The organism is Paenibacillus sp. Root444D2, assembly GCF_001426375.1.
Taxonomy (GTDB): Bacteria; Bacillota; Bacilli; order Paenibacillales; family NBRC-103111; genus Paenibacillus_E.
Genome location: NZ_LMEO01000034.1, coordinates 90,893 through 104,124, shown reverse-complemented (window position 1 = coordinate 104,124; position 13,232 = coordinate 90,893). Strand labels below are relative to the sequence as shown.

Annotated in this window: 11 protein-coding genes and 1 pseudogene; 2 read left to right on the top strand and 10 right to left on the bottom strand. The window is 43.6% G+C overall.

Annotated features, from left to right (window positions below):
- Positions 1 to 8: 8 nt before the first annotated feature.
- The 6 genes from ASD40_RS18875 to ASD40_RS18850 all read right to left on the bottom strand — a co-directional run bounded on the left by ASD40_RS18875 (position 9) and on the right by ASD40_RS18850 (position 8,197).
- Complete coding sequence (locus tag ASD40_RS18875) at positions 9 to 1,010, bottom strand: glycoside hydrolase family 130 protein (RefSeq protein WP_082562294.1); 1,002 nt, start codon at positions 1,008 to 1,010, stop codon at positions 9 to 11.
- Between the two features lie 49 nt (positions 1,011 to 1,059).
- A complete protein-coding gene (locus ASD40_RS18870) occupies positions 1,060 to 1,950 on the bottom strand; it encodes a carbohydrate ABC transporter permease (RefSeq protein WP_082562293.1) in 891 nt (296 codons plus the stop codon).
- 17 nt (positions 1,951 to 1,967) lie between these two features.
- On the bottom strand, positions 1,968 to 2,864 hold the full coding sequence (locus ASD40_RS18865) for a carbohydrate ABC transporter permease (RefSeq protein ID WP_057304711.1): 897 nt from the start codon (positions 2,862 to 2,864) through the stop codon (positions 1,968 to 1,970).
- A 77-nt stretch (positions 2,865 to 2,941) separates the two neighbouring features.
- Positions 2,942 to 4,333: an ABC transporter substrate-binding protein gene (locus ASD40_RS18860; RefSeq protein ID WP_057304710.1), complete on the bottom strand. Its 1,392-nt coding sequence runs from the start codon at positions 4,331 to 4,333 to the stop codon at positions 2,942 to 2,944.
- 428 nt (positions 4,334 to 4,761) lie between these two features.
- Complete coding sequence (locus tag ASD40_RS18855) at positions 4,762 to 6,393, bottom strand: response regulator (protein ID WP_063870809.1); 1,632 nt, start codon at positions 6,391 to 6,393, stop codon at positions 4,762 to 4,764.
- The gene (locus ASD40_RS18850) at positions 6,371 to 8,197 is read right to left on the bottom strand and encodes a sensor histidine kinase (RefSeq protein ID WP_057304708.1); all 1,827 of its coding nucleotides are present in this window, start codon (positions 8,195 to 8,197) and stop codon (positions 6,371 to 6,373) included. Before ASD40_RS18850 ends, ASD40_RS18855 begins: the two co-directional genes overlap by 23 nt.
- A gap of 234 nt (positions 8,198 to 8,431) precedes the next feature.
- On the opposite strand from ASD40_RS18850, the pseudogene ASD40_RS18845 reads away from it, so the two are divergent.
- Positions 8,432 to 8,862 (top strand): annotated as a pseudogene (locus ASD40_RS18845) (VOC family protein).
- A 55-nt stretch (positions 8,863 to 8,917) separates the two neighbouring features.
- Here the strand turns inward: ASD40_RS18845 and ASD40_RS18840 are convergent.
- The 3 genes from ASD40_RS18840 to ASD40_RS18835 form a co-directional block, all read right to left on the bottom strand.
- Positions 8,918 to 9,418 (bottom strand): DinB family protein, encoded by a 501-nt coding sequence (locus tag ASD40_RS18840; RefSeq protein ID WP_057304707.1) that lies wholly within the window; start codon positions 9,416 to 9,418, stop codon positions 8,918 to 8,920.
- A gap of 155 nt (positions 9,419 to 9,573) precedes the next feature.
- A complete protein-coding gene (locus ASD40_RS37290; RefSeq protein ID WP_156390104.1) occupies positions 9,574 to 9,783 on the bottom strand; it encodes a hypothetical protein in 210 nt (69 codons plus the stop codon).
- Positions 9,784 to 9,912: 129 nt separating this feature from the next.
- A complete protein-coding gene (locus ASD40_RS18835; RefSeq protein WP_056835022.1) occupies positions 9,913 to 10,140 on the bottom strand; it encodes a spore germination protein in 228 nt (75 codons plus the stop codon).
- A gap of 304 nt (positions 10,141 to 10,444) precedes the next feature.
- Between ASD40_RS18835 and ASD40_RS18830 the strand changes: the two genes are divergently transcribed.
- A complete protein-coding gene (locus ASD40_RS18830) occupies positions 10,445 to 12,343 on the top strand; it encodes a carboxypeptidase-like regulatory domain-containing protein (protein ID WP_057304706.1) in 1,899 nt (632 codons plus the stop codon).
- Between the two features lie 102 nt (positions 12,344 to 12,445).
- Here ASD40_RS18830 and ASD40_RS18825 read toward each other — a convergent pair whose 3' ends face one another.
- Positions 12,446 to 12,973, bottom strand: a complete 528-nt coding sequence (locus ASD40_RS18825; protein ID WP_057304705.1) for a TetR/AcrR family transcriptional regulator — start codon at positions 12,971 to 12,973, stop codon at positions 12,446 to 12,448.
- Positions 12,974 to 13,232: the final 259 nt, after the last annotated feature.

Sequence of the window (13,232 nt, the reverse complement as noted above, 5' to 3'; positions counted from 1 at the left end):
CCTTCACCTCATGCTTTCAAGCATAACTGAACTAAATCATCCACATGTGCTGTAGCCAAACAGACCACCGCATCAGCAGCGCCATAATAGATTTTCACTTCACCCGATGGTTCCAAAATCATGCCTCCAGGGAAAATGACATCGTTGCGGAATCCGCCGTCGATCTCATAGCTGGCTTCCGGCGCAAGCAAGGGCTCTTGATACATGCCGATTACCTTTTTCGGATTGTGGAGATCGAGCAGCATGAGACCTGCTGTATACCTTTTTTTCCAAGTAGGTTCCCAGCCGTTCTTTCCTCTTGCAGGATCGATATCCACTGCATGAAACGTGGTCAGCCAGCCTATTTCTGTTTTTATAGGAGGAGCGGCAGGCCCGATTTTATCATTGGCGAAGGGAACGTGCTCAACCGCCAGCAGGAGATCGGAATTACCCCAATATTTCAAATCCGGAGAGTCGGAAATCCATGTGTCAAATCGGTCGGCCCCCCCACGGCTGTATACGGTAAAGGGCCTTTCCAAACGAACGTATTTGCCATCGATTTTCTCGGGAAACAGCACCATATTACGAAGATCCGGCGTCGATAAACTGAGCACTTCGAAGTTTTCAAAATCATCGGTAACCGCGATACCGCCTCGAATACCATGCTGCGTATCCACTGCAAAGCACATGTAGCATCGGCCATCCATAACCGTCAATCGAGGGTCATAGGCCCGAATGATTTCTCCATCATTCATCTTGAAGCAAGGCTTCGGCCCAGCCTCCCAATGGATCCCATCACGACTGTACGCAATCCCAAGATCCGTTGTGGAATGCGGCTCAAGTGTTTGTTCGCTTCTGGAACCATAATCATTGCGGAATACCATAACATATTGACCATTGAATTTGGTAACGCCCGCGTTAAATACAAGCGCAGTAGGGTAAGGAACCCTATCGGCATCCAAAATCGGATTAGCAGGATGACGACGAATGAAAGGACTCGACTTTAAAATTCCAGGTACAGGTAAGACCATAGAAACAACCTCCAGATTGATATTTGTATTAGGCAGGTGTCTGCCCCTCCTAGCCCTTCAGTGAACCAGCTGTCATTTGCATAAACGATTTATTCGCGATCATATACACGACCAGCAGCGGTAAGATCGATAAACAAGCCCCTGCCAGCATATAATGCGTTTGAACCGCAGCCGATGCCCCATAGCGAAGATAGGATAATCCGACAGTTAACGTTTGGAGTTTGGGATTGGTCATCGTAAACACTAACGGGCGTAAATATTCATTCCAAGCTCCGCAAAAAGAAAACAGTGCCCCTACACCCAATCCCGGACGCATCAAAGGTAAAATAATTCGCCAAAATATCCCGCCGTTGGAGCAGCCGTCAATTCGCGCAGCCTCATCTAATTCCCGGGAAATACCTTGTAAAAAGCTCAGCAAAATAAAGAAAATATACGCGTGACCACTCACCAGAATGAGGACAACCCCCCATAAATTCGTGTGCAGGTGGAGCTTAACCATAAGCTCAAATTGTGGCCGGATGACAACAGCACCTATCGATATGAACATGGTAGATGCCTGAATCGCGACGAAAATGGCTTTACCCGGAAATTTAATCCGGTCAACCACATAAGCGGCCATCGATGCTACGATCAGCGTTCCGATGGTTGTTGCTCCGCTCAGAAATAGACTGTTCCATGTAAAACGAGCGAAATTAGCTTGCACCCAGGCTTCTTTGTAATTCACGAGCTGCCAGGAGGATGGGAAAATCTTCCCGCCTTTCGTAATCTCGATATTGGACATGAAGGAGCCAAGAAAAGTCACAGCAATAGGAAACACAATCAGTAAGGCTGTTACCAGTAAAAAGATCCAGAGCAGTACTCTTCCGCCTATTTTCGCGAATGAAAATGGCTGGGTTTGTTTATTTATCCGTACATTCGATAACGTTTCAGTAACTTCCATTTTTCCAGCACCCTCCCTCATTGAAGCTTGTTCAGACGTCTAGACATCGCATGATAAGCTAGTGTGATGATGCCTACAATGACGGCTGTAACGAATCCAACGGCACTTCCGTAGCCGAATTGCTGGTCCACAAGTGTCCCTGACGGTGTCGGGAAGAAAAGTTTATACACGTACAAATACATCACTTCCGTCTTTCCTACCGGACCGCCTTCGGTCAACACCATAATGCTCTCGTACCCTTTAAGCGAATTAATGATTGCCAGCATGATCACGATTTGCAGCACTGGCCCCAACATTGGAATGGTTAAGTACCAGAATTGCTGCCATTTATTGGCGCCGTCCAGCGACGAGCTTTCATATACATCGTTCGGGATATTTTGAAGACCGGCAAGGAACAGCAGCATGTAATTGCCTACCGCACCCCATACAGCGATGAGGATCGTCGTAAACAGGGCGTGTTTGGGACCGAGCCAATCGATTCTTTCGGAGATGATGTGGAACTTCAGCAAATATTGATTGAGAATGCCGTTATAGGAGTTGAAAATAATGAAAAATACGACAGCCATGACAGCAGAACTAATAATCGTCGGCATGAAATAGATGGCTCTTAGCCAATTGCGGCCGCGCAGCTTTTGATTCAGAATAACGGCTAGAACTAAGCATAATGGCAAGGTAATAATTAACTTACCTCCTGCATAAATGAATGTATTCAAGACAGAATGCCAATACTCCGTGTCCTGCCAGAGCCTTCTGAAATTATCAAGTCCAATAAATGACGCTTCCCCGAAACCCTTGTATTCATAAAACATATATCGGATAGCCCAAGCAATCGGATAGACGCCCAGCACCATGGTCAGTAGAAAACTTGGAAATAAAAATAGATATGAAAACCCGATCTGGCGTGTCCTGTTCATCCCGTTCCCTCCTGTAATATCTATACTTAGAGAGCGAGAGTGGAGCTATTCACTCCACTCTCGCCTATTCATAGCTATTATTTCATCATCAGCTTCATCGGATCGAAGCCTGGATTCGGCTGCACCTTCACTGTACCTTTAGCTACCGCTTTATCGAGAGCGTCATTGTAGCGCTTATTCAGATCTTGAATAATTTGATCCAAATTCCCACCACTGATCATGTATTTGAAGAATGCATCATCTTTTTTCATGCCTTCAACAGTTACAGTAGGCTGCAGCGGCCAAGTGCCGTCGTTTCCAACTGGTAGGAAGCCGTCAATACCTTTGATTTCCGGTTTCTTCGCCACGGAAGAAACCGATGGCACCATGGAGAGACCGAAGCCTTTTTCATGATACGTTTTCAAAACTTCGTCCGCATACATGAACTGCATGAATTTCCATGCTTGGTCTGCATTTTTGGTTGTATTGCTTATGGCTAACCATTGCCCGCCTAAGAAGGAGGTAGCGCCTTTAATCGTGCCATCGATCGTTGGTACCGGTGCAGCTGCCCATTCGATTTTGGCCGGGAACTGATTCGCATACACGCCTGGTTCCGATGAGAATGAGATGTACATCCCGATTTTACCTTCTGCGAATTGCGCGCGCAGCGGGTCAATATCCAGTGATTCCATACCTGGCAGCGTACTGCCGTCATCTACCATTTGTTTGAACGCTTGAATGATGTCTTTGAATCCTGTGAAATCAAACTTCGCAGTTTTGAAATCAAAGCCAAGTCCGCCGTAACCGCTCGCTTCAGCGATAACCCTTGCCGAACGTCCTAGAGCGCTTTCAGGGCTTTTAAAGTTTTGAGCAAAACCATAAGAGCCAGAGGCTTTACCTACAGCTGTAATTTTCTTCGCATCCTCGACCATTTCTTTCAATGTTTTCGGAGGAGCAGCAATGCCCGCTTTGGCGAAAAGCTCTTTATTGTAAACAAGTCTCAGTGTTGAACCATAGTTCGGAAGGCTGTACATTTTCCCATCAATCCGGTTGAAATCATCAATGATCGGGAATTTCTTCTTGATCGCATCAGTAAGGTAAGAATCAATTGGCTTCAAATATCCTTTTTGGGCAAAAGGTTGGATCGTATTTTCCTTCACGCGGATAATATCAGGTGCCTGTCCGGAAGCGAAAGCCAAATCAATCGCTTGGTTGAAATCTTCCGTCTTCACAACCATTTCGACTTCAATGTTCTCACCGTTCGTTTCGTTAAACTTCTGTACAACGCCTTTAATGTAATCCATATCATGACGGTCACCCGTCCAATAAGTAAGCTTCGTCTTATCTTTCTTCACAGGCGCTACGCTAGCAGTTTGTTCAGATGGCTTGGTGGATGCTGCCGGGCTGGTTGCCGCATTGTTGCTACCGCATGCTGCCAAACTGCCTGCCAGTAAAACGCTTAAAGTGACCGTCCCAATTCTTTTTATCATTTGTAAGCCTCCCTTTTGTTTGCGAACACTTGTATCGTTCTGGAATTGATTTTGTTTACACTTTTATACTAAAAGAATTCGTTCATTCTGATAATGAGGTCAACTCATGAACAAGGGCAGATATTTCTACATTTTACCCCATCCAGTCAGGGATAAACGACACCGTCGTCCTTCAGGGACGAGCGCGTTTGTCAAGACTGATGACGCGAAGTGTAATAAAACTTGTACTCTCTTATCTACTAAAAAAACTACGATTGACCAATCAACATACAGCTGTTGAGTAAGGAAATTGGTGCGAAATCAACTTTAGATCGATTGGAAACGAATAACGGCGCTGAAGTCCGTAAGATCGGAATCATCGCTCTAAATAGGCATTTAACGGCATCCAGGTCCGTTAAACGTCTATTTAATTAAAAAAGAGCAAACCCTCATGACTTCGAGGACTTGCCCAGAGACATATCTTTAAATTCAGTCGGCGTCAGGCCCGTTTGTTTCTTGAATACTTCACTGAAATACCGCCTATGCTCATAGCCAAGCTGCTGCGCGATTTCCTGCACTTGGTAGTCTTCAATGAGCATGGATTTCGCCCGTTCTATCTTCGCTATAGTAACAAATTGCTGGAAGGCAGTTCCAGTTACCTTTTTGAACAAATTCGAATAATAACCCCAGCTTAGGTTTGCCTGCTTTGCGCAATGCTCCAAGGTTAAATCCAAATGAAGATTCGATTTGATGTACTCCGCAGAGCGATAAATGATTTTCTGCGACTCGCTTGCTCGCTCCTGATTAATCATACGACAGCCGATATCGCACAATTGAACGAACCATTCTCGATACTCTCGCAGATCCGCGCCGCTCTCGCCTCTAATTTCATGGACTTTCGACTCGAAATCGGTCATGTTTGACCTGGGGAACTTTTCCATCAAGACCCGCAGCATCCGTAACACGAGTCCTTGCAGCAACCGTTCGACAACACCCGGCTCAGGTAAGACAGACGCTTTGCCCATCTCGTTGAATATGCCCATCGCCCATTCCACACATTTATCCAAATTGCCTGAACGGAAAGCGAACAGAAACTCATTCTCGCTGTCCTCGGTATAAATCCACTCCACAGGGAGCTCTGGCGAGTCAGCGTTGTAACTGAACGCACCATTGCCGCCTGTATAGAAGTGATAAGACAACGCGCTTAACGACTGCTGATAACTCTTCGGGAGTTCCTGTACCACACTCACTATTTGACCGATACCAATTGAAATTGTGAACTTAGTATGTCTCGCGATATTTGCGCAGCAGTGATCCGCAATTTCAACCAAAGGCTCGTCAGACGCCATATTCAAAATGCAAATATATCGATTAAACGCTTCCCTGAACACGACAGCTGTCGTATAGAAGGAAATCGTTTCCTCAACGATATTTTGCAGAGAGAACCGTGCAAGCTCAAGCTCCTTAACAGGAACCTCGCCGTACTTGTCCGTGAACTGATCAATCTGAATCGTCATCACCGCAAAGGGAGGAGTCAGTTCATTAAGGTCCAGGAAGTCCGACAATCTAGCCAACTCCGCTTCACTGGTTTGATGATGGACGAGCAGAGATAAGTATTCCTGCCGCAAAGCTGGCATACTTTCTTTGATCTTCTGCTGAAGCCCAAGCACGTGCGTACGGCTAAGATTTTCCTGCTCCCATACTTCTTTGGCTTTCACAACGGCTTTCACGATTTGATCAACGGAGAAAGGTTTTTTCACATAATCAAGCGCGCCATATTGAATGGCTTTTTGAGCATATTCAAAATCGGTATAAGCACTTAAAATAATGACCTTACTGTTCGGCAGCACCTCTAATATACTGCGTGTCATCTCTAATCCGTCCATCTTAGGCATCCGAATATCGGTTAGAATAATATCTGGCAAGCTTTCACGAATGACAGACAACCCTTCCTCTCCATTGGTTGCGCTTCCCACGATTTCGATGCCGTGATCATGCCAAGGGATCTTCTTCGTAATCATGTCCACAACGCTTCGGATATCATCAACGACACATAATTTAACCAGTCGGTTCATGTTCATGGAAATCCTCCTCTCCTTCATAGCTTGGGATCCATAGTTCGATTCGTGCTCCCCCTAAGTCGTTATTGGTGATCTCCATTCGCTGCTGATCGCCAAAATACAGCTGTAAGCGGGTATAAATATTGCGCAGTGCGTACCCATGCTTGGACGTTGTCGGATGAACAATTCCCTGAAGGAGCTTTTCAGGTACAAGACCGTGCCCATTGTCTTCCACCGTTATATACAGCCAGTCCCCTTCGGTACGAACTCTAATCTGAATCTCCCCCCCTGAGGTCATATCTTTAAATCCGTGTAAAATACAGTTTTCAACAAGTGGTTGAATCATAATCTTAGGTACCAAGCATGTGAGCAGCTCCGGCTCCACCTCGAATTGGCATACGAACAAATTCTCATAAGACCTTTGCTGAATGGCCAAATATTGACGAACATGCTCCAATTCATCACCCAGTGTTATTAGATCGCGCCCGCCGCTAAGGCTTAATTGGAACATTTGCGACAGCGCCAGGATCATTTCGTTCACGTCGTCGTTTTCTCCCAAAACCGATTTGCAGTAAATGGTATTCAGCGTATTATAGAAAAAATGCGGGTCCATCTGAGCCGATAGCGCCTTAATTTCAGCCTTCCGCTTATCACGCTCACGGTTCTTCACATCTTCAATCAGCTGCTTAATTTCGTCCAGCATCCGGTTAAAACGGAATCCTACCTGGGATACTTCATCCTTATAAACGCTTTCAAAACGAACAGAAAGATCATTCTCTTCCACTCGCTTCATCAGCCTTTGCAGTCTGTACAACGGTTTTAAAAGCAGATAGGTTAAATTATTCGTTATAAATAGCGATAAAATAATAAACCCGATAATCACATAAGTCGTTGCTCTTTTTATCCCATTTAATTTGGCCAACAACTCATCCTTCGCCTGAACACTGACAATCATCCAATCGTCCTTTACATCCAAACGCGAATAATTAACTAAATAGTCCTTTTTATCATTCGTGTAGAAAAAAGAACCTTTCATTTGATCACTCAATTGCTCAAAAAATGCGGGCTTTTGAATGAAATGGTCTTTACTCGTCCTATCCGAGTAATTCACATCTTCACCTTTGGCATCAATGAAATAATATTGCTTGTTGGTTTTGGTCAAATTCTCCATAAAGAGATCACGCAGGTCATCTTCTTTCACATTGACTACGACATATACATTGGTCGGTTCATAAACCATAAAAGAGTCTTCGCCAACGCCTTCTGTAACTAGTGATATCACCCTTTGCTTACCTGTAAAAAATGGATCGACATGCCCTTTACTCCAGAAACCACGATTCAATTGCTTGAAATGCTCATACATCTCCGATTTATAAAATGAATTCGCCGTGTTACGCACACTGGAGGTCGGATAAAAATCCCCGAACGGTGTGGCGATCAGAATGCTATCAATCATCGAATCGTTGAATTTTACCTGGGAAAAGACATACTGCAATGAGGTCAATGACTTGTAGTAGCTAGATCTATCATTAGCTTGTACATCCTTCATTAATTGCTTAAAGGCATCACTGAACATCAATGCTCTTACGGCAATACCAATGTTCTTCAACCGTTCATTCACGATTTGCGCCGATTGATTAACGGTATCTTGACTAGACTGCAGAGCATTACGCTGAATTTCCTTGGAAGCTATCAAATATGCAATACTGCCCGTTGCCATAAGTCCTAAGGTGATTAGAACAACAAAGGTAAGCCATATTCTTTGCTTTAAAGAGAACGAATGGAATATTTTTTGAATGGGCGACCACATGCGAGACTTGTTCATTGGTGTCTCCATCACCTTTCGTGTTGTAAGAATACGGACTTCATCTATTTTATTATAGTATAGGACGCTTATTTTCGACATGAGGGAAAATAATGAAGGAGGGCAACTTTTTCAATATGCGGAAGAAATGATTAAGATTTCATAAATACGAACAAATGTTCTTTATTTTTTGATGTGTTTATGGTAATAATAAGAGGTAAACAATTTTAGTGTAAAACCAAGGAGGCATTTATAATGACAGTAAAATTAACAGCTTATTTAGTGATGGACGGCAATGCAGGGGAAGCTATTCAATTCTATGAAAAGGCATTGGATGCCCAAGTTCTTTTCACGCAATCTTTCGGCGAGATGCCGGCTAACCCAGATTTTCCTTTACCAGAGGATGCTAAGGGGCGTATTGGACATGCCATGTTGCAAGTTGGCGAGTCTAGTTTGATGTTTTCCGATACATTTCCAGGTCAGACTGTTCAAAAGGGCGATAACGTGACTGTCTGTATTACATCGGATGATAAGGAAAAATCACAACAGTTCTATAATGCCTGAAGGAAGGCGGCCAAGTCATTATGGAGCTCCAAGAGACTCATTTTAGCCCCGCATATGGACAGGTAAAAGACAAGTTCGGTGTTACCTTCCAAATATTCACTGAAGGCGCATCCATGAATTAAGGTATAAGCCACAAACGGCCCTGTTCGCATCCATTGCGACAGAGCCGTTTTATGTTTAGGAGTACCAATAAAGCGCATACTCGGTCATCACAGATGCATGCCCCATTTGACGCAGCATAGCCGTAATATTACCGCGGTGATAAGTTGCGTGATTAACGACCTGCAAAACCATTTCAGATAAGCTGGTATCACGCTGTCGCGTATAAGGATTATCAAGCATAATCCTTTTTTCCATATCTTCCTGTTGGTTCAAAAAAGTTTTAAACCGCTCTGATATCTGGACGTACAGCTTCTCCATCTCCTCGATCCCCTTGGACTCTACGTCAGCAGTCAATTGGGCTGAATCGGCCATGGCTTCCCTCATGCTTTTACCGGAGATAATGTCTAACCAGCACGCATCCATCAAGTAAATATGAGCGATCGCCTTCGATATCGTAGAAAAAACGCTTTTAATCTCCTTATTGTAAACGTCCTCTGGAAGTTCTTTTAATCGATTCAACATGGTTTGGTTCGCCCAGACGTGGTAATTGTACATTTCTAGTGCAGGATGAGTCATAGATACCATCTCCTCTTTTCACTTTTCTTGCGTCTTTTCAAGTGTTACCTTTATCATACAGCAAATACCCTGACAGCCTTATGTCAGGGTATAACTAACAAAAACCCCATATAGGGGTTTTTGTTCTCATACAGTCAAAGCGTTGGATCTATGGTTCACATTTGTTCGCGTTCGCGTTGTTCCTGAACCACTCGAAACCAATCCCAGCCACATACAAAAATGATAGTCAAAAAAAGAATAATGCCTAACACATTCCACCAACCGCTGTCCCGAATATCTGGAAAAGCACCAGTTCCAAGAATCAATACCGGGATGAGCCACACTACATTTCTCTTCTTTAAACGAATCGACTTTAGTCTAAGCAAGATGCACTATCCCCTATATGGTAAGTCATATGGTTTGATCCTCGTATAACCTTCGAACCCATATAACTCTTTAGGACCGTCTTCCTAGCCAGAACGACCCTCCAATATGTGGAAGTAATCTCATCTCATTTAAATATTCGTGTTCGGCGTATCGACAATATCCGGATCTATGGTATTGGTGCTGCCGTTTAGCACACTTTGGACACTTCCAAAGCTATCGCCTGGGGAAAAGGAGTTAGCTCCTGCGAAGATTTTCGAATTGCTTGATAGGTTAATAATGAAGGTATCTCCGATCTGGACATTTGAACCAGAGGTGACACTATTGATCTTGATAGCACCATTAACAATTGAAGGCATTCATCAGACACCCCTCTCAACCCTAAGACAGTGTATGTGCACTTCTGCCTAATTGTCACCTCAAGCTGCCAAATCACTCCGCTTTAGCCAAAAACCTCGGACTCCAGGAACGTCTATATAGCCTTCAATTTGTTCAAAGTACTTGCCTCCACTTCATTTCCCCATTTTTCTGGCTGTTAAAATTATTAACCTCCCCGAGTATACCCAAAAAATCAAATTCAAAAAAATACAGGAATTTGTCGATTTATAGCGAAATAAAATTTGGGGAATCGTACCTAATTATTTTTGGCAAGGATGTGGAGAATTGAAAAAGTTAAAATTAAGTCTCATTAGCTTAACTTTGTTAGGCGTATTATGGAGCTCGGCCGTCCAAGCTGCAGTACCCTTTGACTCTGACGGCGACGGAATTCACCTAGATGACATCGTTACGTACATCAACACTTACGGAGTTGCAGATATAAATGATGACGGTGTGATCAATAACTTGGATGTCAAGGCGATGGTTAGACAAATATCTCCTGTAAGTATTCCGAATTATGTATCCACAGGTACGGTTACGGGACTTGTTGTTGACCAAATCGGCGAACCGATGAACCTCGTTGCTGTGAATTTAAAAGAGTCTACTAAATCAGCATTAACTAATGAACATGGTCGTTTCACCATTTCCGATATAGAAGCATCCACCGGTAACACGGTTACCGCGGCAATATATGAGTCAGATTCAACACCATTTACTATTTTATCTGGAGAGGTGACAAACTTATCACAGCCGATTCAAGTCACCCTGCCTACGGGCACTGTGACAGGAACCGTATACGCCGCTAACATGGTTCCATTAGCAGGTGTCTCCGTTAAAATCAACACGGGAGGCGCTGCCTCTGAGGTGTTGCCTCCAACAGTGACGGATAATCAAGGACAATTTGTATTTCCGAATGTTCCAGTTGGAACCCGCAGCTTTTTTACGACTTCCTCCTATGGGATGAGCGGTTTTGTCGTCAACGTTAAGGAAGGAATAAATCAAGTAACGGATGTAATGGGTGTACAGTTTGTAACGGTTTCAGGGATTGCAACGGATTCTCGCTATAATCCTTTATCTGGGGCTGAGATTACGATGGAGATGAGCAACGGTCTGAGAACTACTGTCATCTCTGGAACGGATGGAAAGTTCATATTTACCAATGCCATACAGGATATGTATTTCACTTGGAAGATGAGTAAACCGGGTTATTTGGATGCCACCCTCAACAATTTAATGGATACAGCCTCAGCGCACGTAACGAACCGTTCATTCTTGACTTTAAGCACTGCCCCCGTGTCCTCCGATTCAGAACTAGCTTATGCGGTTGGCGCAAATGTCAATCAATTTAACGTTAACCTCGGCGGCTACTTCGGACCTGTTAAACGTTCGTATTCATCATACTCATTCTTTATTTCAGATAAAATGGATGAGCCTAATAACCAAGTTGCCTTTATTGGCGGTTCTGGACAGGCAGAGACAGGAAACGTGGAAAGACTTAATGCAGCACTACTAGATTCTACAGTCAGTACAATCTATATCTATAAGTCCATCATTGGTTTATCATCTCAATCGCTTGTAATTCCATCACGTCCGGTGACTATCATCAGCGACGCTGACGTGTTTATTCAAGCGGATGTTCCGAACAATCATACACTGACATGGACGAATGTGAAGCAGGTTAATTACGGAGACATTTTCGGATTTGTAAAAGGTGAGAATCATGCACCGGTATTCGGAGCTACAGTAACATTAAGCGGAGCTACTTCCGGAACCACAACAGCCGATATAAATGGATTCTACCATTTCAAAAATTTAAACGCGGGTTCGCATACACTGTCCGCTTATAGATCCAGTGACTACAGCACTCAAGTTTATCCGACCTTGGTGGATAACAGCTCACCTGCTTTCCGCGACTTCATGCTTGAGCGTTCTGCGCAGTACATTGCAGCTACAATGGTCATTACTAATCCGTCTATAGGACAGACGCTGTTGACTCTGCCAGTCATACCAGCAGGTTATACAGTTTCTATAGAGAGCAGCAATGATATTTTAAAAATTTCAAACTCCGGGATCATTACGTTGGGTGCAACATCACAGAGTGTAAACGTAATTTTCAAGGTCATGCACGGAGAATCTGATGTAGGCTATCGTTCGGCGACTCTTACAGTTCCTGGCCTATTGTAATAGAAACGTAAAATGAAGTGCCTACTGTTGCCAGTTTGCACTTCATTTTTTTTGTCACCGGAAATCGATTGATCACTTACTTTAAAATAAACCAGAATCAGCTTATTCATCCATAAGCATTAATTCCGGTAAAGACAGCGCCATTGAAATATTGCACAACATCCCTCTAGCAAGAAAAATCATGGTTCTCTCATGAGGTTTTTCGAAACCTGCCCGCTTAAAAGCTTCTAGCACCACTTGCTGAACATCCCGATATCCCTTTTGCATGACCTCTGCGATCATGTCCTCTTTAATCGTTTGAGCTTGCATTTGCAGCAGTGTTTCATTTTGGTAAGATTTCATAATATGAATATAAGCATCGACCAGTTCTTTCTCAAGCTGATCAGGAGCAACGGTCTCAATAACCGCGCGGAAAGCCTCAAGAATTCGTGTCCATGACACCTCGAGCGCTTCTTGCAGCAGTGCTTCTTTTGTTGAAAAAAACCGGAAAACATAAGGCTGAGAAATTTGTGCGCGTTCCGCAACTTTTGCTGTCGTAGCACGGTAATAACCAATTTCAGCAAAAACTTCGATGGCAGCGGATACAATATCTGCTCGTCGATTCACTGAAGTTGAAGAATTCTTTGTCATCATTCATTCCACCTTTAAAGTTACATACATTAGTTATTGATCAATTACTAATCTAATAGTAACTTATCAGAATATAATTTGCAATCTTTCATTTCAGGAGAGGCTAGCTACGTTTTACTTCATAGTAGAAATCGGAATTTTAAAAAAGATGATCAAAAACACAGTAGTCACAAAACAGAACAGCCATGCCCACAATGGTTTTGTATACAAAGAGGCAAGTTGCAATAGCAACCTGCCTCTAACCAGTTAGATACTTACA